The organism is Kitasatospora sp. NPDC059160 (genome assembly GCF_042755465.1).
Classification (GTDB): domain Bacteria; phylum Actinomycetota; class Actinomycetes; order Streptomycetales; family Streptomycetaceae; genus Kitasatospora.
In genome coordinates this window covers 68,161-92,658 of sequence record NZ_JBHZCN010000020.1, presented here as the reverse complement: position 1 = coordinate 92,658, position 24,498 = coordinate 68,161, and the positions used below count along the sequence as shown (strand labels likewise).

Here is a 24,498-nt window from a genome sequence, read left to right as displayed (position 1 = left end):
GTTCAGTGCCTCGCGGTGGTCTGGTCGGCGTGGCCGCTCCAGCCGGTGCCGCCCTGTTCGGGCAGTCCGGCGGCGCGGGCGAGCTCGATGTCCAGGGCCTCGCGGCGGATCCGCTGGTCGATGTAGACCAGCACGCCGACGGCGGCCAGGAACGGGGTGGTCAGGGCGGAGGCGATGATCCCGGCGAGCGCGGTCAGCACCATCATGCCGACGGACTCGTGGGCGGTGTCGCCGAGCCGGTCCATGGAGCCGAGGCCCAGGACCAGGCCGAGGAAGCGGAACGGGATGGCGAGGGTCACTCCGACGATCCCGGCCAGCACCCGGCTCAGCAGGACGATGCCGAGGATCCGCCACCAGGAGCCGCGGGCCAGCCGGCGGGAGCGCGAGAGCGCGGTCACCACGCCCTGCTTCTCCAGCATCAGCGCGGGGGCGGCCATGCTGTAGCGGATCAGCAGCCAGAGGCCGACCGGGACGGTCAGCACGCCGACCAGGAACAGCAGGGCCGCGGTGCCGGGCGTGTCCGAGCCGCCCGCGGTGTAGCCGATCAGCGGGGTGAAGCCGAGCAGCACCACGCCGACGCTCATCAGGGTGGTGAGCACGGTGAGCCCGAGCAGTTGCAGCAGCCGGGGGCGGGCGTCGCGCCAGGCGTCGCCGGCGGTCACCGGTCGGCCGAGGACGGCGCGGCTGACCACGATGGTGAGCAGGGCGACGGCCAGCGCGTCGAGCAGCAGCGACAGCGGCATGGTGGCGAGCAGGGTGAGCAGCTGGGTGGAGGCGCCGGTACGGCCATTGACCAGCAGCTTGGCGACGAAGGCGCCGGCCTGGTCGACGACGGCGATGCCGAGCGAGAGGGTGAGCGCGGTGCGCCAGTTCCGGCGGACGGTGGTGACGGCGCCGTCGAGCAGTTCGCCGATGCTGAGCGGGCGCAGCGGGATGACGCCGGGCCGGGGGCTGCGCGCGCTCTCCCAGCCGTACGGGCCCTGGCCGGGGGGCTGGGTGCCGCGGTTCGGCTGTCCGTACTGGGCGCCCCAGGCGGGTGCGGCCTGAGGGGGTGCCGACGGTCCGGGCACGGCGGCGGGCGCGTCGGCCGGGGGCCGGGTGCCGTCGCGGGGTGGCTCGGACGAGCTGGGCGAGGCCCAGCCCGGAGTGTCGGTCATCACTGCTCCTCGGAGGGGCGTCCTGGGCGCGGCTCCGGGCGGATCTTTCGCCCGCGCGCAGCGCCCATCGTGCCATGGGGCCCGGAGACGCCCCAGGGGTATCCGGTTGCTGATCGACAACGAGGGCCGCCGGGGGGTCGGACGGCGGGTTCCGGTCAGTTCGGAGGCGCTCCGAGGAGGGCTATTCGCCCGGTATGGCCGGAATTCGACGGCGGTGGAGTTGGCCGTTGTGGAGCAATGGCACTGCTGTGCGGCAGGTCACAATCCGGTAATGAGAAGATGGACCCATGAAGGGACGCGTCCTCGTCGTTGATGACGACTCCGCACTGGCCGAGATGCTCGGCATCGTGTTGCGTGGTGAGGGTTTTGAGCCGTTTTTCGTCGCGGATGGGGACAAGGCGCTAGCCGCGTTCCGGGAGAGCAAGCCCGATCTGGTCCTGCTCGACCTGATGCTGCCCGGCCGGGACGGCATCGACGTGTGCCGGCAGATCCGGGCCGAGTCCGGCGTCCCGATCGTCATGCTGACCGCGAAGACCGACACGGTCGACGTCGTGGTGGGCCTGGAGTCCGGCGCCGACGACTACGTCACCAAGCCGTTCAAGCCCAAGGAACTGGTGGCCCGGGTGCGCGCGCGGCTGCGCCGTGCCGAGGAGCCGACGCCCGAGCAGCTGACCATCGGCGACCTGGTGATCGACGTGGCCGGCCACTCGGTGAAGCGGGACGGGCGCAGCATCCCGCTGACCCCGCTGGAGTTCGACCTGCTGGTCGCGCTGGCCCGCAAGCCCTGGCAGGTGTTCACCCGCGAGGTGCTGCTGGAGCAGGTGTGGGGCTACCGCCACGCGGCGGACACCCGCCTGGTCAACGTCCACGTGCAGCGCCTCCGTTCCAAGATCGAGAAGGACCCGGAGCGCCCCGAGATCGTGGTGACCGTCCGCGGCGTCGGCTACAAGGCCGGACCCAGCTGACGTGACGGACCGGGCTGACGACACCCCGTCGGGTTCCGCGACCGACGGGGCGGGGGCCGTGCGCGGGGACGTGCTGAGTTCGACCACCCGCCGCCGTCGCGGCCCGTCCGGAGTGTTCGGTCTGATGAAGCGTCAGCTCAGGCGCCCGGCACGCCGGGTCACCACGCTGTACCGCCGGTCGATCCAGTTGCGCGTGGTCGCGGTGTCCCTGCTGGCCTCCATCGCGGTGGTCCTGGTGCTGGGCGTGGTCGTGGTGGCGCAGGTGCGCACCGGCCTGCTCGACACCAAGATCGACGCGGCCCGGGCGCAGGCCCGGATCGGCTTCCAGGTCGAGCAGAAGAAGATCGACGAGGCCCGGGACCAGGCGCTGCGCGGCGCCGTCGACCCGAGCACCGCGGAGACCGGCACCTGGCTGCTGCGCCAGGTCAACGACCTCGCCGCGAGCGGGCAGACGGTCTACTCGGTGATCGCGATGGCCCCCGGCACCGGGACGGTCGTGCCGGACAGCGCCGGCTTCGCGCCGCGCTACTCGGGCGACATCCAGCCCAGCAGCATCCCGGACAGCCTGCGCGCCAAGCTCTTCGAAGAGCCCGGCCAGATGTTCGACCAGCCGACCCGGATCCACCGCTCGCCCGAGGGCGGCGGCAAGAGCGAGCCCGGACTGGCCCTCGGCATGCAGTTCGTCGGCCCGGCCGACACCAGCTACCAGCTGTTCTACGTGTTCTCCTTCGGCCAGGAGACCGACACCCTCAACCTGATCACCGGCACCCTGGCGACCGCCGGCGTGTTCGTGGTGATCCTGATGGGCGGCATCGCCTGGGTCGTGGTGCGCCAGGTGGTCACCCCGGTCCGGATGGCCGCGGGCATCTCCGAGCGGCTCGCCGACGGACACCTGGAAGAGCGGATGAAGGTGACCGGGACGGACGACATCGCCCGCCTCGGGGAGTCGTTCAACCGGATGGCCAACGCCCTCCAGGCGCAGATCCGCCAGCTGGAGGAGCTCTCCCGGGTGCAGCGGCGCTTCGTCTCGGACGTCTCGCACGAGCTGCGCACCCCGCTGACCACGGTCCGGATGGCCGCCGACCTGATCTACGACAGCCGCGAGGACCTGGACCCGATGGCGGCCCGCTCGGCGGAGCTGCTCCAGGGCCAGCTGGACCGCTTCGAGTCGCTGCTCGCCGACCTGCTGGAGATCAGCCGCTTCGACGCCGGCGCCGCGATCCTGGACGCCGAGCCGGTCGACCTGCGGGAGATCGTCGGCCGGGTGGTCGAGGCCGCCGAACCGCTGGCCGAGGCCAAGGGCAGCGCCGTGGTGATCCGCGGTGACGGCGAGCCGGTGCTCGCCGAGGTGGACTCCCGCCGGATCGAGCGCATCCTGCGCAACCTGGTGGTCAACGCGCTGGAGCACGGCGAGGGCCGCGACGTGGTCGTGCGCCTCGGCTCGGCCGACGGCGCCGTCGCGGTCGGCGTGCGCGACTACGGCATCGGACTCAAGCCGGGCGAGGCCTCCCGGGTGTTCCACCGCTTCTGGCGGGCGGACCCGTCCCGGGTGCGCACCACCGGCGGCACCGGGCTGGGCCTGTCCATCGCGGTCGAGGACGCCCACCTGCACGGCGGCTGGCTCCAGGCCTGGGGCGAGCCCGGTGGCGGCTCGCACTTCCGGCTGACCCTGCCGCGCACCCGCGGCGGCGAGATCAACCGGGCGCCGTTCCGGCTGGAGCCGGAGGACTCCCGCAACAACCGGGGCCTGGGCGCGTACGGCACGCCGTACCGGCGGGCGATCGCCCCGGCGGGCGCCACGGCGATGACCGCCGCCGAGGAGCAGGCCGAGGCGCCGGAGGGGCCCGGCAACGGGCTGGGCAGCGGCCTCGGCGGAGTGCTGAACATCGGCCCCGGACTGGGCCGGAGCCGGCTGCCCGAGGGGCCGCGCGCGGACCCCTCGGACGTGCGGACGGCGGGGGCCGGTTACGGCGTCATCGGCGCCCAGGTCATGGTGGACCCGACGCCCGGACGGCCGTCGGTGGCGCAGCGTACGGCGGAGCCGGACGTGACGGGTGGGACGGACCTGGAGGGGTCGCAGCGTGCGAAGGACGAGCAACACGACTAGGGGCCTGCCCCGGCGTCGGTCCGTGGGCGGGCGTCGGTCCGTGGGCGGGCGTCGGTCCGTGGGCGGGAGTGCGAGGACCGGCCCCGCGCCGCTGCTCGTGGCGGTGGCCGGCGCGGTGCTCGTCACCCTGGTGGCGAGCGGCTGCGCGGCCATGCCGGACTCCGGCGGCATCACCAAGGTGGAGCTGTCCCAGGGCTCGGCCGACAAGAACCTGCAGGCCAGGGTCTTCCCGGTGGCGCCCGGCAAGGGCGCCAAGCCGCGCGAGCTGCTGACCGGGTTCCTGGACGCGGTGACCGCCGACGAGGGGTACGAGACCGCGCGCAAGTACCTCACCGAGCGCGCCGCGGCGAGCTGGAACCCGGATGCGGGCATCCAGGTGCTCTCCGCCACGAAGATCCCGCTGGACCAGGTCGCCGACGCCGACACCAAGTACTCGTCGACGGTCTCCGGGCAGCTGGTGGCCAAGGTCGACGACAAGCACTCCTACCTGCTGGTGGCGGGGCAGAACAACAACGTCTTCGACTTCACCTTCGTGCGCGAGCACGACGGCGACTGGCGGATCGATTCGCTGCCGCCCGGCGTGATCATGAACGAGACCAACTTCCGGAACAGCTTCCGGCAGGTCGAGCGCTTCTTCTACAGCACCCCCGACCCGTCGGTGCCGGCCCCCGCCAACGGCGGCCAGGAGGTGCTGATAGCCGACCCGATCTACCTGCGCCGCCGGATCGACCCGCTGACCTCGGCCGCCAAGGCGCTGGTCTCCGGGCCGTCGACCTGGCTCTCGCCGGTGGTCCGGACGGCCTTCCCGACCGGCACCACGGTCGACAAGGTGAGCATCGACGACAGCCGGATCGCCCACGTGCAGGTCGGCGGGGCCGACCTGGCCGACCCGCTGGCCTGCCGGCGGATGGCGGCCCAGCTCTTCTACACCTTCGCCGACCAGGGCAAGGGCCAGGTCGAACGGCTGGAACTGCGCGGTCAGCGGGGCTCCTGCACGGCCAGTCGCACCGACGACCCGGCCGTCGGCCCCGGCGCGCTGGCCGGGCGACTGCCCGTGCAGCAGTACTACCAGCGCGCCGACAACGGCGCCCTGATGGCGGCCGACGACGGGCACACCGGCGACCCGGTGCCCGGGGTGCTCGGCAAGCCGCACGCGAGCGGAGCGCCCGTCCTGGGCGCCGTCGCGGTCAGCCGGGACGGCGCCCAGGCCGCCGCGCTCTCGGACGACGGCCACCAGCTCTACGCGGTGCCGCTGCAGGCCGGCACGGCGACGATGCCCGAACCGGTGCTCAGCTCCCCGGCGAAGGCCGGCGCCAAGGACGACGGCCTCGCCTCGCCCAGCTGGGACGGCCGCGGCGACCTCTGGGTGGTGGACCGCAACCCGCAGAACCCGCGGGTGGTCATGGTGCGCGGCGGCAAGACGTACACCGCGCCGGTGGACGGGCTGACCGGGCAGACGGTGCAGGCGTTGAAGCTCTCCTCGGACGGCGCCCGGATCGCCCTGGTGGTCAAGTCCCCCGGGGTGAACGGGAGTTCACTGATGTTCGGGCGGGTGGAGCACGGCGGCACGCCGCAGGCGCCGACCGTGCGGATCACCGGCGTCCGCCCGGCGGCCCCCTCGCTCGTCGACGTCGCCTCGGTGTCCTGGTCGGAGACCGACCAGTTGCTGGTGCTCGGCAAGGAGCAGGACCGCCCCCAGCAGCTGTACTACATCAGCACCGACGGCTCGCAGAGCACGGACGGTCAGCTGCAGACCGGCAACGGCCTGCCGTCCTCCCCGCAGTCGATCTCGACGGCGGAGTCCCGCGGCTACATCCTGGCCCAGCCCTCGCCGGTGCTCGCGGTGGCCGCGGGCACCGTCTACCGGCTGGTCAACAACCAGTGGCGGGAAGCCCAGTTGGTGGACAAGGCCCGCTCGTACTTCTACCCGGGCTGACCGGCTCTAGGTGTACTGACCCGGCGGGTGCACCGCGGTGGCCGCGACGGTGGCGGCGGCGCGGGCCGGCAGTCCGGCGTCGGCCAGGGCCCTGGCGGCCTCGGCCAGGCTCGCCCCGGTGGTCACCAGGTCGTCCACCAGCACCGGCTGACGGCCGGCCAGGCCCCGACGGGCGCGCGGCAGGACGGTGAGCGCGCCGTGCAGGTTGCGCCGCCGCTCGGCGGCGTTCAGCCCGGCCTGGTCGGCGACCGGACGGGCGTGCCGCAGCAGCGGCGCGGCCCGGGCGTCCAGGCCGGCCCGGCGCAGCGAGCGGGCGGCGGCCCCGGCCAGCCGCAGCGTCGGGTCGTGCCCCCGGGCGCGCACGGCGGCGCGGGCCGAGGGCATCGGGACCAGCAGCAGCGGCGCGGCCCCGGCGCGCGCCCCCAGGGCGGAGCGCACCGCCCGTCCGAGCGCCTCGCCGAGCGGCCCGGCCAGGCGCAGCGCGCCGCGTTCCTTGTGGGCGAGCAGCAGTTGCCGTACCGGGTCGGCGTACGGCGCGGCCGCGTGCGCCCAGGGCAGCAGGGTGGGGCCGGGCCGGGTGGCGGTCAGCGCGTGCCGGCAGGCCGGGCAGAGCTGGGTGCGCTCGGCGCCGCAGCCCGCGCAGTCGGCGGGGAGCAGGACGTCCAGCAGCCCGGCCAGTGCGTGGCCGAACGGTGTCCGTGCGGACGGCGGACGGGCGGGCGAGGGGGTCGGCGGCACGGCTGCTCCTGGCGGCTTCGGCACGGAGAGTCAGCAAAGGATCCGCCGTATGGGGGGCGTTGTCCAGGTATTTACCCATACTTCACTCGCAGGAGGGTAGACAGGGTGCAACGGTTTGACCGCCCACTCCCAGCACCGCCCGAAGTATCGGGTCATACCCCCCTTCCCGCCCGGGGAGGCGAAAACCCCGCGTGAGGTGTTCGATAAGGCTCCAGGGGGTTTCAACCGTCCCTGATGGGGAGGAAGTGGGATGAGGGCCAGTCGTTTCCGCCGCTGGCGGCGGAGCGGGGGGCCGGCAGTGGATGGGCTGGTCCAGCTGGAGCTCAGTCCGGTCCGGTAGCACCCGGATCGGCGTCAGCACGAGGGATCGGAGTTCTGCGTGGACATCGTCGTCAAGGGCCGCAAGACCGAGGTGCCCAAGAGGTTCCGCGAGCACGTGGCCGAGAAGCTGGAGAAGGTCCAGAAGTTCGACGGCAAGGTGATCAGCCTCGACGTCGAGGTGTCCAAGGAGCACAACCCGCGGCAGGCCGACCGGTCCGACCGTGTGGAGATCACTCTCCGTACCCGGGGCCCGGTGATCCGGGCCGAAGCCGCCGCCGGCGACCCGTACGCGGCGCTCGACCTGGCTTCGGCGAAGCTCGACGCGCAGCTGCGCAAGTCCGCGGACCGGCGCCGGGTGCACAAGGGCGGCGCGAACGGCCGCACCCCCATCAGCGTCGCCGAGGCGACCGCGGCCCTGGCCGCGCTGCCCGAGACCACGGCGCACGAGGGCGAGACCAACGGGGCCGTCCGCAAGACCATGATGGGATCCCTGGAAGTGGAGGGCGAAGGCCCGCTGGTGGTCCGGGAGAAGACCCACTCGGCCGCCCCCATGGCGCTGGACCAGGCGCTCTACGAGATGGAGCTGGTCGGCCACGACTTCTACCTGTTCGTGGAGAAGGACAGCGGCCTGCCGAGCGTCGTCTACCGCCGGCACGGCTACCACTACGGCGTCATCCACGTGCAGCCGGACATGGCGGCCGGCGTGGCCAGCGGCGCCGGCGGTGCGATCGGTCGGTCCGTCGACGAGGACTGACCGTCCCGGCAGCTGAACACGGAGGGGTGACCCCGGCGGCAGCGACCGCCGGGGTCACCGGCGTTCCGGGGCGTTCCACGCGTTCCGGGCACCGGCCGGTGGGACGGGCTCGAACGGGGCTCGGGTCCGTTGTGTCCAGGGGTCACCCGATGCGGGGCAATCGGCGCCGGAGGGTGACCGCGGCGGTGGCGGGGCGTGGAATGATTGGGCGCACGTCGACCCGCGAAGGGGGAGGAGCGGATGGGGGATCACTTCGGGCTGGGGCCCGCTGGGGGACCGGTCACCGGATTGCCGCCGGGGCCGGAGGAGGAACCCGCGTACGCGCCGCGCCGGGGTGAGCCGATCCGCGTCCTGGTGGTGGACGACCACGCGTTGTTCCGCCGCGGGCTGGAGATCGTGCTGGCGGAGGAGCCGGACATCAAGGTCGTCGGCGAGGCCGGGGACGGTGCCGAAGCCGTGCTCAAGGCCGCCGACCTGCTGCCCGACATCATCCTGATGGACGTCCGGATGCCGCGCCGCAGCGGGATCGAGGCCTGCACGGCGATCAAGGACGTGGCGCCCAGCACCAAGATCATCATGCTGACCATAAGCGACGAGGAGGCCGACCTCTACGAGGCGATCAAGGCGGGGGCCACCGGCTACCTGCTCAAGGAGATCTCCACCGACGAGGTCGCCACCGCGATCCGGGCGGTCGCCGACGGGCAGTCGCAGATCAGCCCGTCGATGGCCTCCAAGCTGCTCACCGAGTTCAAGTCGATGATCCAGCGGCGCTCCGACGACCGGGACCTCGTCCCGGCGCCCCGGCTCACCGACCGGGAGCTGGAGGTGCTCAAGCTGGTGGCGACCGGGATGAACAACCGGGAGATCGCCAAGGAGCTCTTCATCAGCGAGAACACGGTGAAGAACCACGTCCGCAACATCCTGGAGAAGCTCCAACTGCATTCCAGGATGGAGGCCGTGGTGTACGCGATGCGGGAGAAGATCCTCGAAATAGGGTGACCGGCGCCCGCCGCCTGGCTACCGGGCGAGCAGCTTCTCCAGGGCCGGGCGCAGCCGTTCGTCGTGCAGCGCCTCGACCCGCACCCCGTCGCAGCCGACCCAGGCGGCCGCCTCGCGCAGGGCGGTGGCGAGCGCCTCGACCTGGCGGGCGCCGCCCCGGTCGTCCGTCAGCGAGACCTGCCGGGCGACCAGCGTGCGGCCCTCCCGGGCCGGGTCGACCCGGCCGACCAGCCGGCCGCCGGTGAGCAGCGGCATCGCGAAGTAGCCGTGCACCCGCTTGTGCTTGGGGGTGTAGGCCTCCAGCCGGTGGGTCATGCCGAAGATCCGCTCGGTGCGGGCGCGGTCCCAGATCAGCGAGTCGAACGGCGAGAGCAGCGTGGTGCGGTGGCGCCCGCGCGGTGCGGTGGCCAGCGCGGCCGGGTCGGCCCAGGCGGCGGCCCGGCCGCCGTCCGGGCCCCAGCCCGCCACCTCGACCGGGACCAGCCCGGTGTCCGCGAGCACCCGGTCCAAGTCCTCGGCGCGCAGCCGGTGGTAGTCCTGGAGGTCGGCCCGGGTGGCCACGCCGAGCGCGGACCCGGCCTGGGCCACCAGGGTGCGCAGGCACTCCTCGTCGGACCGGTCCTGGCCGAACAGGGCGTCGGGGACGGCCTGTTCGGCCAGCGCGTAGACCCGCTTCCAGCTCCGGCGGTCGGTGCAGACCACGTCGCCGAAGGCGAGCGCCCGCTCCACCGCGATCTTGGTGTCGGACCAGTCCCACCACTCGGCCGTCCGCTTGGCCCCGCCCAGCTCGGTGGCGGTCAACGGCCCCTCGGCGCGCAGCTTGTCGAGCACCGCCCGGTACGTCCCGGGCGCGACCTGGTGGCTCCAGAGGCTGCCGCGCTCGCGGTAGCGGCGGCGCCGGAAGGCGAACAGCGGCCACTCCTCGACCGGCAGGACGCAGGCCGCGTGCGACCAGTACTCGAAGGTGGTGCCCGCGCCCCAGTAGGCCGCCTCGACCGCCGGGCGGCCGACCGCGCCCAGCCGGGCGTAGGGCACCAGTTCGTGCGAGCGGGCCAGCACCGAGATGGTGTCCAGCTGGACGGCGCCCAGGTGCCGCAGCACCCCGCGCGCGCCGGCCCGGCGGTCGGGCGCGCCCAGCAGGCCCTGGGCGCGCAGGGCGATCCGGCGGGCGTCGTCGGCGCCCAGGACGGTGACGGGCGCGGGCCCGGCGGCAGCGGTCATGCCGGGGAGCGTAGCCGGGGGTACCGACAGCGGGCCGGGTCAGTCCTGGTCGGGCGCCGGTCCCGTGGCCCGATCCTGCGGTCAGTCCTGGTCGGGCCCGGTCCGTCGGTCCAGGTCGGCGGGGAGCAGCGAGGCGACCCAGGCGTCCCGGAAGACGCCGCGCTGGTCGGCGTACGAGCGCAGGGTGCCCTCGTAGCGGTAGCCGACCCGCTCGGCGACCGCGCGCGAGCCGTCGTTGCCGACGTAGGCGAGCCACTGGAGGCGGCGCAGCCCGAGGTCGGTCAGCGCCCAGCGGGCGACCGCGCGGGCGGCCTCGACGGTGTAGCCGCGACCGCGCTGCTCCTGCACCGTCCACCAGCCGACCGAGGCGGCGGCCGGGTCGTCCGCCTTGCGGGTGACCGCCTGGGCGCCGACCAGCCGGCCCGTCCCGCGCTCGACCACGCACCAGATGAACTCGGAGTCCTTGGCCACGCCCTCGGGTGCCAGTGTGTGGACGAAGAACTCGGCGTCCTTGCGGCGGTAGGGCACCGGGACGACCGTCCAGCGCTGGATCTCGGCGTCCTGGCAGGCCGCGAAGATCGCGTCGATGTCGGACTCCTGCGGGGCCCGCAGGACCAGGCGGTCGGTGGTGAGGGTGACGAGTTCGTTCCGGGGCTGTTCCATGGGCGGATTATTTCTCCGCAGGAGGAATGCGGGCATCCGAATTCCGGGCCAACTCCCCGGCCCGTCGACCCTTTTGTCCCGGTGGACGGTGCTATCGGTCCATGTGCACGGGCGGGTGACACGGGAATACCGTGCTGACGCACCTCCCGGCGCATTGGACTCCTCGCATACGATGGCCCGTGCGGTGGGGTGGACCCCCCGTGCAGTCGTCCAGTGCCAATACAGGCAAGGAGCCCGCTCAAGTGTCCGTCTTCGACAAGATCCTGCGCGCCGGCGAAGGCAAGATCCTTCGCAAGCTGCAGCGGATTGCTGCCCAGGTCAACTCCATCGAAGAGGACTTCGTCAACCTCACCGACGCCGAGCTGCGCGCGCTGACCGACGAGTACAAGCAGCGGATCGTCGACGGCGAGACGCTGGACGACATCCTCCCCGAGGCGTTCGCCACCGTCCGCGAGGCGGCCAAGCGCGTCCTCGGCCAGCGGCACTACGACGTCCAGATCATGGGCGGCGCGGCGCTGCACCTCGGCTACGTCGCCGAGATGCGCACCGGTGAGGGCAAGACCCTCGTCGGCACCCTGCCCACGTACCTGAACGCGCTGACGGGCAAGGGCGTTCACCTGATCACCGTCAACGACTACCTCGCCGAGCGCGACTCGGAGTGGATGGGCCGGGTGCACCGCTTCCTCGGCCTCGAGGTCGGCGTGATCCTGGCGAACATGACGCCCGCCGAGCGCAAGCGCCAGTACGCGATGGACATCACGTACGGCACGAACAACGAGTTCGGCTTCGACTACCTGCGCGACAACATGGCCTGGTCGAAGGACGAACTCGTCCAGCGCGGCCACAACTTCGCGGTGGTCGACGAGGTCGACTCGATCCTCATCGACGAGGCCCGCACCCCGCTGATCATCTCCGGCCCGGCGGACCAGGCGACCAAGTGGTACGCCGACTTCGCCAAGCTGGTGCTGCGCCTCAAGATCGACCGCGACTACGAGGTCGACGAGAAGAAGCGCACCGTCGGCGTCCTGGAGGAGGGCGTCACCCGGGTCGAGGACTACCTGGGCATCGACAACCTCTACGAGTCGGTGAACACCCCTCTGGTCGGCTTCCTGAACAACGCCATCAAGGCCAAGGAGCTGTACAAGAAGGACAAGGACTACGTCGTCATGAACGGCGAAGTCATGATCGTCGACGAGCACACCGGCCGCATCCTGGCCGGGCGCCGCTACAACGAGGGCATGCACCAGGCGATCGAGGCCAAGGAGGGGGTGGAGGTCCAGAACGAGAACCAGACCCTGGCCACCATCACCCTGCAGAACTTCTTCCGCCTGTACGACAAGCTCTCCGGCATGACCGGTACCGGCACCACCGAGGCCGCCGAGTTCCACCAGATCTACAAGCTCGGCGTGGTGCCGATCCCGACCAACAAGACGCCGCTGCGCATCGACCAGCCCGACCTGATCTACAAGTCGGAGCCGGCCAAGTTCGCCGCCGTGGTCGAGGACATCGCGGAGAAGCACGAGAAGGGCCAGCCGGTGCTGGTCGGCACCGTGTCGGTCGAGAAGTCCGAGTACCTGTCGCAGGAGCTGCGCAAGCGCGGGATCCCGCACGAGGTGCTGAACGCCAAGCACCACGAGCGCGAGGCGCAGATCGTCGCCCAGGCCGGCCGCAAGGGCGCCGTCACCGTCGCCACCAACATGGCCGGCCGTGGCACCGACATCATGCTCGGCGGCAACCCGGACCACCTGGCGGCGGCCGAGCTGGCCCAGCGCGGGCTCTCCGCGGGCGACAACCCGGAGGAGTACGAGGCCGAGTTCCCGGCCGCGCTGGAGAAGGCCAAGGCCTCGGTCAAGGCCGAGCAGGAGGAGGTCAAGGAGGCCGGCGGCCTCTACGTCCTCGGCACCGAGCGGCACGAGTCCCGCCGGATCGACAACCAGCTGCGCGGCCGCTCCGGCCGTCAGGGCGACCCGGGCGAGTCCCGCTTCTACCTGTCGCTGGGCGACGACCTGATGCGCCTGTTCAAGGCCGGCATGGTCGAGCGCGTGCTCTCGATGGCCAACGTGCCCGAGGACGTGCCGATCGAGTCCAAGATGGTCACCCGCGCGATCGCCTCCGCGCAGACCCAGGTCGAGCAGCAGAACTTCGAGATCCGCAAGAACGTCCTCAAGTACGACGAGGTGCTCAACCGCCAGCGCGAGGTCATCTACGGCGAGCGCCGCCGCGTCCTGGAGGGCGAGGACCTCCAGGAGCAGGTCGGCCACTTCATGGACGACACCGTCGAGGCCTACGTCAAGGCGGCCACCGGCGAGGGCTTCGAGGACGACTGGGACCTCGACAAGCTCTGGACCGCGTTCAAGCAGCTCTACCCGATCACCCTGGACCTCGCGGAGCTGGAGGAGGAGGTCGGCGGTCCGGCCGGCCTGACCCCGGACTTCCTGATCAAGGTCGTCCAGGAGGACGTCCAGGCGCAGTACGGCGCCCGCGAGGACCAGCTCGGCGAGGAGATCCTGCGCGAGCTGGAGCGCCGCGTCGTGCTGTCGGTGCTGGACCGCCGCTGGCGCGAGCACCTCTACGAGATGGACTACCTCCAGGAGGGCATCGGCCTGCGGGCCATGGCGCAGCGCGACCCGCTGGTCGAGTACCAGCGCGAGGGCTTCGACATGTTCACCGCGATGATGGAGGGCATCAAGGAGGAGTCCGTCGCCTACCTGTTCAACCTGGAGGTCCAGGTCGAGCAGCAGGTCGAGGAGGTGCCGGTGGCGGACGCCGAGGTGCTGCTCGACAAGCTGGAGAAGGACGCCGCCCGCCCGGAGATCAAGGCCAAGGGCCTGGAGGCCCCGAAGCCGCAGCGGCTGCACTACACGGCCCCCTCGGACGAGGTCGGCGGCGGTGTCATCGAGGGCGACTTCGAGGACGGCCTGCCGGAGGACGAGGGCGACGGGCTGACCCGCGCCGAGCGCCGCAAGGCCGCCAAGTCCGCCAAGGGCCGCCGCCGCAAGGCCTGAGCCGCGGGCCGCAGGACGCCGCGCAGGGCGCCGCTCCCGTACCGGGGCGGCGCCCTGCGCCGTCCCCTGGGGCATCCCTCGGGGCGTGTTCCGGGTCGTGGTCGTCACCGGGCCTCCACGGCGGTGCACTGCCACTGGCCGGCCGGGCCGCGCTGCTCCAGCCGGAAGGCCACCATGTGGTGCCGCCGGCCGAGGTCGACCCGGACGCAGGCCTCGACGGCGTCCGGGGAGGGCGACCGGTCGTGCACCGGGCCGAGCCGGGGCCGGTCGGCCGGGCCGCCGCGGCGCAGCGCACCGGCCCGGACGAGTGAGGCGAGCTGCCCGTAGCCGTCCAGGCTGGTGTGCCGCATCAGCTGGCCCGAGGGCCGGGCGCCGGTGAGCACCTCGACCAGCTGGTGGGCGAAGCGGGCGGCGAGCGCCCCGGCGTCGTGCCGGGCGGGGCCGGGTGCGGATCCGGGGGTGGCGCAGGCGGCGCGCGGGTGGCGGGGGCGGCGCCCGGTCGGGTCGCAGCCGCCGTCGGGCGTACGGGCCCGGTGGTGCGGTCGGGCGGTCGGGTGCTCGGTCGGGCGGACGCGCCGGTGGGCGGTCGGCGCGGCGGTGGGCCGGGCGCTCGGGCAGGTGCGGGGGCTGACGGTCACGGTGGCTCCGAACAAGGGTGGTGCGGGTACGGACGGGTCCAGGCTGGCGGTGGTGATCACCGGGCGGCAACGGGTTTGCGGCCGCCCCTCGGGTCGGCGCGAAGTTCACCTATCCGGGTGAGTCGACCAGTGCGGCGACGGGCCCGGCGGCCGTGCCGGCGGCACCCGGTTGACGTGCGGGGACGGACCGTACGGCCCGAAAGGGGACGCCCGGGTACGGCGGACCGGGTGGTCCCGCGGCGGGCTCCCGTTGCGCCGCCCGCGCGTCCGCGCGCACCATCGGAGCCTGACCCGAACCCGACGACGACGGGCGGCCGGGATGACGACAGCCGGGACGACCACAAGGGCGGTGACGGGGCCGGACACGCCCGCCGACGCCGGGGGCACCCCCCGGCGCGGCCTGGTGCTGGGCGGCGGCGGGATGCTCGGCGCGGCCTGGACGGTCGGCGCGCTCTGCGCCGTCGAGGAGGCCGTCGGGCACCGGCCGGGCGAGGCGGACGTACTGCTCGGCACCTCGGCCGGCGCCATCCTGGCCGCGATGCTGGCCGGGGGCGTGCGCCCCGAGCAGCTGCGCGACCACCAGCGCGGCCTGCCGATCACCGAGGGCCCGTTGGCCGGGGTGGCCTTCGACTACGACACCGCGGTGGGCGGTGCGCTGCCGCCCCGGCCGCGGGCCGGGATCGGCTCGCCCGGCCTGCTGCGGGACGCCGTCCGGCACCCGCGCGAGTACCCGCTGCTGACCATGGTCTCGGCGGTGGCGCCGCACGGCCGCGGCTCGCTGGCCCCGGTCGGCGAGCTGGTGCGCGGGCTGCTCGGCCCGGGCGGCTGGCCGCTCCCGGTGGGCGCGACGGGAGAGGCGGGAGCGATGGTGGAGGCCGAGGCCGCGGACGCCGTCCCGCCCAGCGCCGCCGCGGCCCCGCTGCGGGTGGCCGCGGTGGACTACCGCAGCGGCCACCGGGTGGTCTTCGGCGACCCGGACGCCCCCGACGTCCCGGTGGCCGGGGCCGTGATGGCCTCCTGTGCGATCCCCGGCTGGTTCGCGCCGGTGCGCCTGGACGGCTCGGCCTACGTCGACGGCGGCTGCTGGTCGGCCACCAACGCCGACCTGCTGCTCGGCCGCGGCCTGGACGAGGTGTACGTGCTCGCCCCGATGGCCCTGCGGCTCGGCCCGCGGTCGGAGCGCTCCGAGGGCGGCACGGTGGCCGCCCTGCGCGAGTGGCGGGCCCGGGACCGCCCGCGCGGGGTGCTGGCCCAGCTGGTCAGCCGCTACCGCCGCGCGGTGACCCGGCAGCTGCTGCGCGAGGCCGCGCTGCTGCGGGCCGAGGGCGTCCGGGTGCGGCTGCTCGCGCCGACCCCGGCCGACCTGGCGGTGATGGGCCCGAACCTGATGGACCCGGCCCGCCGCGGCGCGGTGCTGGAGAGCGGCCTGCGCAGCGCCCGGGAGGCGCTCGGGGCGGCGCGGTAGTCCCGGGCACCGGTGCGAGGGCTCAGGTGATCACGCCCGGCGCGGCTGAGCTTATTCTTGGGGCGCTGGAGTAGCTTCGCGGAAACCGGAGAGTGCCACCGATGCGCGTGTACGTGCCCACCACCCTGACCGGCCTGGCGGCGGCGCACGAGGGCGGTGCCCTGGACCAGTCCGCGGCGTACGCCGTGACGCCCGCGCTGCGCGAGTGGTACGTCAGCGACGACCTGGAGGAGCTGGAGTACGCGGCGCTCAACCGGGCCGCGCAGTCCTCGCTGCGGCTGCTGGCGGCCGACCCGGACTCCCCGCGCCGGCGCGTCGTGGTGGCGCTGGACGTGGCCGACTCGGCGGTGCGGCCGTTCCCCGGTGACGAGTACCAGGACCAGGCCTCGCTCGGCCGGGTGGTGCTGGCCAGCCCGGTGAAGCTGGCGAAGGCCGCCTCGGTGCACGCGGACGTGGCCGACGACGAGGTGGTCGAGGACGTCGCCGCCGCGGTGGCGGCGGTGGCCGCGGCCGACGCGGGCGACCAGGACGCCCAGTTCACCGTGGACGGCGCCGAGGACCACGACCTGCTCTGGTACGCGACCCAGGAGATCCCCGCCCTGCTGGCGTAGGCCCGCCCCGGCGTAGGAGCGCCCGGCGTACGACCGTTGCGGGGGTGACCCCGCTCCTACCGGCGTGTCGGCCGTTCGGGTTACCGTTTGATCCCGTGCGCACTCACATCGTTTGGGACTGGAACGGCACGCTCTTCCACGACATGGACGCCGTCCTCGGCGCGAGCAACGCCGCGTTCGCGACCATCGGCGTCGGGCCGATGACCCTGCAGCAGTACCGCGAGCAGTACGAGATCCCGATCCCCCGGTTCTACGAGCGGCTGCTCGGTCGGATGCCCTCCACGGAGGAGTGGCTGCGACTGGACGACGCCTTCCACGACCGCTACGTCGAGCTCAGCCGGGCCTGCGGCCTGACCGAGGGCGTGCCCGAGCTGCTGGCGGGCTGGCAGGCGGCCGGGCACAGCCAGTCCCTGCTGTCGATGTACGAGCACGAGAAGCTCGTCCCGCTGGTCGACGGCTTCGGCCTGACCGGCAGCTTCCTGCGGGTGGACGGCCGCAGCGGCCCCTCCGGCGGCCAGAAGGCGCAGCAGCTGACCAGGCACCTGGCCGAGCTCGGCGAGCGGGTCGACCCGGCCCGTACGGTGCTGATCGGCGACGCCGCGGACGACGCCCTGGCGGCGCTGCACGCGGGGGCCCGCGCGGTGCTGTACACCGGGGGCTCGCACACCCGGGAGAAGCTGGAGCCGGTCGGCGTCCCGGTGGTGGACAGCCTGGCCGAGGCGGTCGAGCTGGCGGGCCGGCTGACCGGCTGAGCCGAGGCGGTCGGGCCGACGGGCCGAGCGGACCCGCCGGGACGGCGGACGTGGCGGGCGCCACGTCCGCCGTTGGCGTGTCTGGACGGGCGGAACGGTCCCGCCCTGGTCAGGCTGGAGTCGAACCCCAGCCGCCAGGACGGAGCCGCCATGCCCATCGACGCAGTCACCGAGGTGCCGACCCCGGTCAACGAGCCGGTGCGGACGTACGCGCCCGGCAGCCCGGAGCGGGACCGGCTGGTCCGGCGGCTGGACGAGCTGGCGGCCGAGCAGGTCCCGCTGCCGATGACCATCGGCGGTGAGCAGCGGTTCGGCGGCGGCGAGCGGATCGAGGTCGTCCAGCCGCACCACCACGCCGCCAAGCTGGGCGTGCTCGGCAACGCCACCCGGGAGGACGCCCGGGCGGCGGTGGACGCGGCGCTGGCGGCCGGGCGGCAGTGGCGCTCGCTCTCCTTCGACGACCGGGCCGCGGTCTTCCTGCGGGCCGCCGACCTGCTGGCCGGGCCGTGGCGGGACACGCTCAACGCGGCGACCATGCTCGGCCAGTCCAAGACCGTGCAGCAGGCCGAGATCGACTCCGCCTGCGAGCTGATCGACTTCTGGCGGTTCAACGTCGGGTTCGCCCGGCAGGTCCTGGCGGAGCAGCCGGTCTCCTCCCCGGGGGTGTGGAACCGGGTCGACCACCGCCCGCTGGAAGGTTTCGTCTACGCGGTCACCCCGTTCAACTTCACCGCGATCGCCGGGAACCTGCCCACCGCCCCCGCGCTGATGGGCAACACCGTGGTCTGGAAGCCCGCGCCGACCCAGACCCTGGCCGCGTACCACCTGATGCGGCTGCTGGAGGCGGCCGGCCTGCCGCCCGGGGTGATCAACCTGGTCACCGGCGACGGCCTCCAGGTCTCCCCGGTGGTGCTCGCCGACCCGGCGTTCGCCGGGCTGCACTTCACCGGCTCGACCGCCACCTTCCAGTCGCTCTGGCAGAGCATCGGCGCGAACATCGGCGGCTACCGCACGTACCCGAGGATCGTCGGCGAGACCGGCGGCAAGGACTTCCTGCTGGCCCACCGCTCGGCCGACCCGGACATCCTGCGGACCGCGATGGTCCGCGGCGCCTTCGAGTACCAGGGCCAGAAGTGCTCGGCGCTCTCCCGCGCCTACCTGCCGCGCAGCCTCTGGCTCACGATCAAGGACGACTTCCTGGCCGAGGTGGACGCCCTGACGGTGGGCGACGTCACCGACCTGTCGAACTTCATGGGCGCCCTGATCGACAAGCGCGCCTTCGAGCGGAACCGCACCGCGATCGAGCGGGCGAAGGCCGACCCGACCGTCGAACTGGTGGCCGGCGGCCAGTACGACGACGCGATCGGCTGGTTCGTCCGGCCGACCGTGCTGGTCTCCTCGGACCACCGGGGCGAGATCTTCCGCACCGAGTACTTCGGGCCGATCCTGGCGGTCCACGTCTACGAGGACTCCCGCTGGGACGACGTGCTCCGCCGGGTCGACGCGGGTGCCCCGTACGGCCTCACCGGCGCGGTGATCGCCCAGGACCGGTACGCCATCGCCCAGGCCGTGGAGGAGCTGCGCTTCACCGCCGGGAACTTCTACATCAACGACAAGCCCACCGGCGCCGTGGTCGGCCAGCAGCCCTTCGGCGGCTCCCGGGCCTCCGGGACCAACGACAAGGCGGGCGCCGCGCAGAACCTGCTGCGCTGGACCTCGGCGCGGGCGATCAAGGAGACCTTCGTGCCGCCCACCCGGCACGGTTACCCGCATATGGGCTGAAAGCGAACACGACGCTCCGGTTTGGACATGGTGTCCAGGACGGACCCGACATCCTGTGGGTTTGCGCCTCCCTGTCCCTGTGCACCTTCGATTGATCCGGTTAGGCTGGCTGGCGTCGTCGGGTGGCTTGCAGGACGAACGTGTCGTCCTACCCGCTGGGAGGGCGTTTCATGCGTGCCATGAGCCCCTTTCAGTCGGACGGTGCGGCAGGATTGCGAGCGACCCGTCGGTGTACACCCACACACCACCGAGTCACGCAACGGCGCGCGACAGGAGCCAAGAAGTCATGCAGACCAAGCTGGACGCAGCCAAGGCCGAACTGCTCAAGAAGGCAGCCGCAGCCGCTGAGAACAGCCAGGTGGGGGGAGCGGCGCCGGGGGAGGGTCTGAGCAACGGTGCTCTGACCGCGTACCTGCACCACTACTACCTCCACACCGCGCCCGAGGACCTGGTCGACCTCGACCCGGTCGACGTGTACGGCGCGGCCGCCTCCCACTACCGCCTGGGGCTCAAGCGCCCCCAGGGCACCGCCGAGGTGCGGGTCCACACCCCCTCGGTCGAGGAGAACGGCTGGTCCTGCGGCCACACCGTGGTCGAGGTCGTCACCGACGACATGCCCTTCCTGGTCGACTCGGTCACCAACGAGCTCTCCCGCCAGGACCGCGCGATCCACCTCGTCGTCCACCCCCAGCTGCTCGTCCGCCGTGACATCACCGGCAAGCTGCTGGAGATCCTGGACGTCGACGCCTGCTCCCGCAGCCAGGCCGCCGGCACCGAGTGGCCCGCCGACGCGACCGTCGAGTCGTGGATGCACATCGAGATCGACCGCGAGACCGACCGCGACGACCTGCGCACCATCGAGACCAACCTGCGCCGCGTGCTCGGCGACGTCCGCGAGGTCGTCGAGGACTGGGGCAAGATGCGCGACAGCGCGCTGCGCCTGGCCGACGAGCTGGCCGAGGAGCCCCCGGCCGAGCTGCCCGAGCAGGAGGTCGGCGAGGCCTGGGAGCTGATGCGCTGGCTCGCCGACGACCACTTCACCTTCCTCGGCTACCGCGAGTACGACCTGGTCGAGCACGAGGGCGAGGAGGTCCTCAAGGCCGTCGCCGGGACGGGCCTGGGCATCCTGCGCTCCGACCCGCACAGCCACGACGACCGCCACCACTCGGTCTCCGAGGCCTTCGGCCGGCTCTCCGCCCCGGTCCGCGCCAAGGCCCACGAGAAGAAGCTGCTCGTCCTGACCAAGGCCAACAGCCGCTCCACCGTGCACCGCCCGGCCTACCTCGACTACGTCGGCGTGAAGAAGTTCAACGCCGCCGGCGAGCCCACCGGCGAGCGCCGCTTCCTCGGCCTGTTCTCCTCCGCCGCCTACACCGAGTCGGTCACCCGCATCCCGGTCGTGCGCCGCAAGGTCCAGGAGGTGCTGGACGGCTCCGGCTTCTCCAGCGAGAGCCACGACGGCCGCGACCTGCTCCAGATCATGGAGACCTTCCCGCGCGACGAGATCTTCCAGACCTCGGCCGCCGAGCTGCTCTCCATCGCCACCAGCGTGCTCTACCTCCAGGAGCGCCGTAAGCTGCGGCTCTTCCTGCGCCAGGACGAGTACGGGCGCTACTTCTCCGCCTTCATCTACCTCCCGCGCGACCGCTACACCACGCGCATCCGGCTGCTGCTCACCGACATCCTCAAGGAAGAGCTGAACGGCGCCACCATCGACTACACGGTGTACGCCACCGAGTCGGTGCTGACCCGCCTGCACTTCGTCGTCCGGGTCGCCCCGGGCACCGAGCTGCCCCGGCTCACCGACTCCGACATCGAGCGGATCGAGAACCGCCTGGCCGAGGCCGCCCGGTTCTGGATGGACGGCTTCCACGACCAGCTGCACACCGAGCTGGGCGAGGAGAAGGCCGCCGAGCTCGGCCACAAGTACGCCAACGCGTTCCCCGACGGCTACCGCGCCGACTTCCCGCCGCGCACCGCCGTCTCGGACATCAAGCAGATCGAGGCGCTGCACGGCGAGGGCGACTTCCGCCTCAACCTGTACCAGCCGGTCGGCGCGGGCGACGACGAGCGCCGCTTCAAGATCTACCGGGTCGGCGGCCCGATCTCGCTCAGCGAGGTCCTGCCCGTGCTCCAGCGCCTGGGCGTCGAGGTCCTGGACGAGCACCCGTACGCGCTGCGCCGCTCCGACGGCACCACCGCGTGGGTGTACGACTTCGGCCTCAAGCTGCGCGAGGCCACCGAGCTCACCGACGAGGCCCGCGAGCGCTTCCAGGACACCTTCGCCGCGACCTGGACCGGCAAGGCCGAGAACGACGGCTTCAACGAGCTGGTCCTCACCGCCGGGCTGAACTGGCGCCAGGCGATGGTGCTGCGCGCCTACGCCAAGTACCTGCGCCAGGCGGGCTCCACGTTCTCCCAGGACTACATGGAGGACGCGCTCCGCAACAACACCCACACCACCCGCCTGCTGGTCAACCTCTTCGAGGCCCGGCTCAGCCCCAGCCACCGCTCCGGCGCCCTGGAGCTGACCGAGGGCATCCTGGAGGAGCTGTCCGGCGCGCTCGACGAGGTCGTGTCGCTGGACGAGGACCGCATCCTGCGCTCCTTCCTGCACCTCATCAAGGCCACCCTGCGGACCAACTTCTTCCAGCACGACGGCTCCGGCGCGTGGCACTCCTACGTGTCGATGAAGTTCGACCCGCAGGCCATCCCGGACCTCCCGGCCCCGCGCCCGGCGTTCGAGATCTGGGTGTACTCGCCGCAGGTCGAGGGCGTGCACCTGCGCTTCGGCAAGGTCGCCCGCGGCGGTCTGCGCTGGTCCGACCGGCGCGAGGACTTCCGCACCGAGATCCTCGGCCTGGTCAAGGCCCAGATGGTCAAGAACACCGTCATCGTCCCGGTCGGCGCCAAGGGCGGCTTCGTCGCCAAGCAGCTGCCGGACCCGTCGGTGGACCGCGACGCCTGGCTGGCCGAGGGCGTCTCCTCGTACAAGACCTTCATCTCGGCGCTGCTCGACATCACCGACAACCTGGTGGCCGGCGAGGTCGTCCACCCGGCCGACGTGGTCCGCCACGACGAGGACGACACCTACCTGGTCGTCGCCGCCGACAAGGGCACCGCGACCTTCTCCGACATCGCCAACGGCGTCGCGGAGTCGTACGGCTTCTGGCTGGGCGACGCCTTCGCCTCCGGCGGCTCGGCCGGCTACGACCACAAGGGCATGGGCATCACCGCCCGCGGCGCCTGGGAGTCGGTCAAGCGCAACTTCCGCGAGCTGGGCCACGACACCCAGTCCGAGGACTTCACGGTCGTCGGCATCGGCGACATGTCCGGCGACGTCTTCGGCAACGGCATGCTGCTCAGCGAGCACATCCGGCTGATGGCGGCCTTCGACCACCGCCACATCTTCCTGGACCCGAACCCGGACGCGGCCGTCTCGTACGCCGAGCGCCGCCGCCTGTTCGACCTGCCGCGCAGCTCCTGGGACGACTACGACAAGTCGCTGATCTCGACCGGCGGCGGCGTGTTCCCGCGCAGCGCCAAGTCGATCCAGGTCAGCGCGCAGGTCCGGGCCGCGCTGGGCATCCAGGAGACCCGCCTCACCCCGGCCGAGCTGATGAAGGCCATCCTCCAGGCGCCGGTCGACCTGTTCTGGAACGGCGGCATCGGCACCTACGTCAAGGCCTCCACCGAGACCAACGCCGAGGTCGGGGACAAGGCCAACGACGCCATCCGGGTCAACGGCGAGCAGGTCCGGGCCCGGGTCATCGGCGAGGGCGGCAACCTCGGCTGCACCCAGCTCGGCCGCATCGAGTACGCGGCCACCGGCGGCCCCGAGGCGGCCGGCGGCTGGATCAACACCGACGCCATCGACAACTCGGCCGGTGTGGACACCTCGGACCACGAGGTCAACATCAAGATCCTGCTCAACCAGGTCGTCGCCGAGGGCGACATGACGGTCAAGCAGCGCAACGTCCTGCTCGCCGAGATGACCGACGAGGTCGGCCACCTGGTGCTGCGCAACAACTACGCGCAGAACGTCGTGCTGGCCAACGCCGTCGCCCAGGCGCACAGCATGGTCAACGTCCACGCCCGGATGATCAACCGCTTCGAGGCGGCCGGCCGGCTCGACCGCGGGCTGGAGTTCCTGCCGGTCGAGCGCCAGATCCGCGAGCGCCAGCAGAACGGCCGCGGGCTCTCCCAGCCCGAGATGTCGGTGCTGCTCGCCTACACCAAGATCATCCTGGCCGACGAGCTGCTCGCCACCGACCTGCCGGACGACCCGTACTTCCGCACCGCGCTGCACGAGTACTTCCCGAGCGCGCTGCGCGCGAAGTTCGCCGACGCGATCGACAACCACGCGCTGCGCCGCGAGATCATCACCACGCTGATCGTCAACGACACGATCAACCGCGGTGGCTGCACCTTCGCCTTCCGCCTGAAGGAGGAGACCGGCGCGACCTACGAGGAGATCGCCCGGACGCACACCGCCGCGCGGGCCGTCTTCGGCCTGGAGGAGATCTGGGCCGAGATCGAGGGCCTGGACAACAAGGTCCCGGCCCGGATCCAGACCAAGATGCGGCTGCACTCGCGGCGCCTGGTCGAGCGCGCCACCCGGTGGATGCTCAACAACCGCCGCCAGCCGCTCGACATCGCCGGCACCATCGAGTTCTTCCACGACCGGATCAACCAGGTCTGGGGCTCGCTGCCCAAGCCGCTCCGCGGCGAGGACCTGACCTGGTTCGAGAAGATCCAGGGCGAGCTCGCCGCTGCGGGCGTGCCGGACGCGCTGGCCACCCGGATCGCCGGGCTGTCCTCGGTCTTCCCGACCCTGGACATCACCGAGGTCGCGGACCGCTCCGGCAAGGACGTCGCCGAGGTCGCCGAGCTGTACTACGACCTGGGCGACCGCCTGCAGATCTCGCACCTGCTCGACCGCATCATCGACCTGCCCCGCACCGACCGCTGGTCGTCGATGGCCCGGGCCGCGATCCGCGAGGACCTCTTCGCGGCGCACGCGGCGCTGACCGCCGACATCCTGGCCTGCGGCCCCGAGGGCGCCACCCCCGAGGAGCGCTACACCGCCTGGGCGGACCTCAACTCCACCCTGCTCAACCGCGCCAAGGCCACCCTCGACGACATAAGGGGTTCGGACAACTACGAGCTGTCCAGCCTCTCGGTCGCGATGCGCGTCATCCGCACCCTGCTGCGCACCGGTTCGATGCGCTGACAGACGGCTGCAGGACGGCTGTACGGAAGGGGGCGGGGGGTAGGACGCGGGGCCCGCCGCGGTACCGCCCGCCCCCCCCCAAACAAATAAAGAAGGTGGAGGCACGATACAAAAAGTACAAGCGATCAAAAATATGTGGGATATAACAGGG

At 72.5% G+C, this 24,498-nt stretch carries 16 protein-coding genes; 11 read left to right on the top strand and 5 right to left on the bottom strand.

What is annotated here, in order from left to right:
* Positions 1-2: 2 nt before the first annotated feature.
* Complete coding sequence (locus tag ACFXOZ_RS11365; protein WP_380589542.1) at positions 3-1,157, bottom strand: hypothetical protein; 1,155 nt, start codon at positions 1,155-1,157, stop codon at positions 3-5.
* A 287-nt stretch (positions 1,158-1,444) separates the two neighbouring features.
* On the opposite strand from ACFXOZ_RS11365, the gene mtrA reads away from it, so the two are divergent.
* The 3 genes from mtrA to ACFXOZ_RS11350 all read left to right on the top strand — a co-directional run bounded on the left by mtrA (position 1,445) and on the right by ACFXOZ_RS11350 (position 6,165).
* On the top strand, positions 1,445-2,122 hold the full coding sequence (mtrA, locus tag ACFXOZ_RS11360; RefSeq protein ID WP_030283937.1) for an MtrAB system response regulator MtrA: 678 nt from the start codon (positions 1,445-1,447) through the stop codon (positions 2,120-2,122).
* Positions 2,123-2,246: 124 nt separating this feature from the next.
* Positions 2,247-4,229, top strand: coding sequence for an MtrAB system histidine kinase MtrB (mtrB, locus tag ACFXOZ_RS11355; protein WP_375882951.1), 1,983 nt, complete (start codon positions 2,247-2,249; stop codon positions 4,227-4,229).
* A 58-nt stretch (positions 4,230-4,287) separates the two neighbouring features.
* Positions 4,288-6,165: an LpqB family beta-propeller domain-containing protein gene (locus ACFXOZ_RS11350; RefSeq protein ID WP_380589539.1), complete on the top strand. Its 1,878-nt coding sequence runs from the start codon at positions 4,288-4,290 to the stop codon at positions 6,163-6,165.
* A gap of 6 nt (positions 6,166-6,171) precedes the next feature.
* On the opposite strand, the gene ACFXOZ_RS11345 is transcribed toward ACFXOZ_RS11350, so the two are convergent.
* On the bottom strand, positions 6,172-6,903 hold the full coding sequence (locus tag ACFXOZ_RS11345) for a ComF family protein (RefSeq protein ID WP_380589536.1): 732 nt from the start codon (positions 6,901-6,903) through the stop codon (positions 6,172-6,174).
* A gap of 379 nt (positions 6,904-7,282) precedes the next feature.
* On the opposite strand from ACFXOZ_RS11345, the gene hpf reads away from it, so the two are divergent.
* Together hpf and ACFXOZ_RS11335 are read left to right on the top strand one after the other, a co-directional pair.
* The gene (hpf, locus tag ACFXOZ_RS11340; protein WP_360244504.1) at positions 7,283-7,978 is read left to right on the top strand and encodes a ribosome hibernation-promoting factor, HPF/YfiA family; all 696 of its coding nucleotides are present in this window, start codon (positions 7,283-7,285) and stop codon (positions 7,976-7,978) included.
* A 240-nt stretch (positions 7,979-8,218) separates the two neighbouring features.
* On the top strand, positions 8,219-8,977 hold the full coding sequence (locus ACFXOZ_RS11335) for a response regulator (RefSeq protein WP_375882957.1): 759 nt from the start codon (positions 8,219-8,221) through the stop codon (positions 8,975-8,977).
* A gap of 18 nt (positions 8,978-8,995) precedes the next feature.
* On the opposite strand, the gene ACFXOZ_RS11330 is transcribed toward ACFXOZ_RS11335, so the two are convergent.
* Positions 8,996-10,198, bottom strand: a complete 1,203-nt coding sequence (locus ACFXOZ_RS11330; protein ID WP_380589533.1) for a winged helix-turn-helix domain-containing protein — start codon at positions 10,196-10,198, stop codon at positions 8,996-8,998.
* Positions 10,199-10,279: 81 nt separating this feature from the next.
* Complete coding sequence (locus ACFXOZ_RS11325; protein WP_380589530.1) at positions 10,280-10,861, bottom strand: GNAT family N-acetyltransferase; 582 nt, start codon at positions 10,859-10,861, stop codon at positions 10,280-10,282.
* Positions 10,862-11,103: 242 nt separating this feature from the next.
* On the opposite strand from ACFXOZ_RS11325, the gene secA reads away from it, so the two are divergent.
* On the top strand, positions 11,104-13,866 hold the full coding sequence (secA, locus tag ACFXOZ_RS11320) for a preprotein translocase subunit SecA (protein ID WP_380589527.1): 2,763 nt from the start codon (positions 11,104-11,106) through the stop codon (positions 13,864-13,866).
* A gap of 104 nt (positions 13,867-13,970) precedes the next feature.
* On the opposite strand, the gene ACFXOZ_RS11315 is transcribed toward secA, so the two are convergent.
* Positions 13,971-14,504, bottom strand: coding sequence for an Rv3235 family protein (locus ACFXOZ_RS11315; RefSeq protein ID WP_380589524.1), 534 nt, complete (start codon positions 14,502-14,504; stop codon positions 13,971-13,973).
* Positions 14,505-14,853: 349 nt separating this feature from the next.
* Here ACFXOZ_RS11315 and ACFXOZ_RS11310 point away from each other — a divergent pair, with 349 nt between their 5' ends.
* The 5 genes from ACFXOZ_RS11310 to ACFXOZ_RS11290 all read left to right on the top strand — a co-directional run bounded on the left by ACFXOZ_RS11310 (position 14,854) and on the right by ACFXOZ_RS11290 (position 24,347).
* Complete coding sequence (locus ACFXOZ_RS11310) at positions 14,854-15,969, top strand: patatin-like phospholipase family protein (RefSeq protein WP_380589521.1); 1,116 nt, start codon at positions 14,854-14,856, stop codon at positions 15,967-15,969.
* A 101-nt stretch (positions 15,970-16,070) separates the two neighbouring features.
* A complete protein-coding gene (locus tag ACFXOZ_RS11305; RefSeq protein ID WP_380589518.1) occupies positions 16,071-16,580 on the top strand; it encodes a DUF6912 family protein in 510 nt (169 codons plus the stop codon).
* Between the two features lie 95 nt (positions 16,581-16,675).
* Positions 16,676-17,332 carry an HAD family hydrolase gene (locus ACFXOZ_RS11300; protein WP_375882973.1) on the top strand — a complete coding sequence of 219 codons (657 nt, stop codon included), beginning with the start codon at positions 16,676-16,678 and terminating at the stop codon, positions 17,330-17,332.
* 156 nt (positions 17,333-17,488) lie between these two features.
* Positions 17,489-19,114 (top strand): L-glutamate gamma-semialdehyde dehydrogenase, encoded by a 1,626-nt coding sequence (gene pruA, locus ACFXOZ_RS11295; protein WP_380522577.1) that lies wholly within the window; start codon positions 17,489-17,491, stop codon positions 19,112-19,114.
* A 286-nt stretch (positions 19,115-19,400) separates the two neighbouring features.
* The gene (locus ACFXOZ_RS11290; protein ID WP_375882975.1) at positions 19,401-24,347 is read left to right on the top strand and encodes an NAD-glutamate dehydrogenase; all 4,947 of its coding nucleotides are present in this window, start codon (positions 19,401-19,403) and stop codon (positions 24,345-24,347) included.
* Positions 24,348-24,498: the final 151 nt, after the last annotated feature.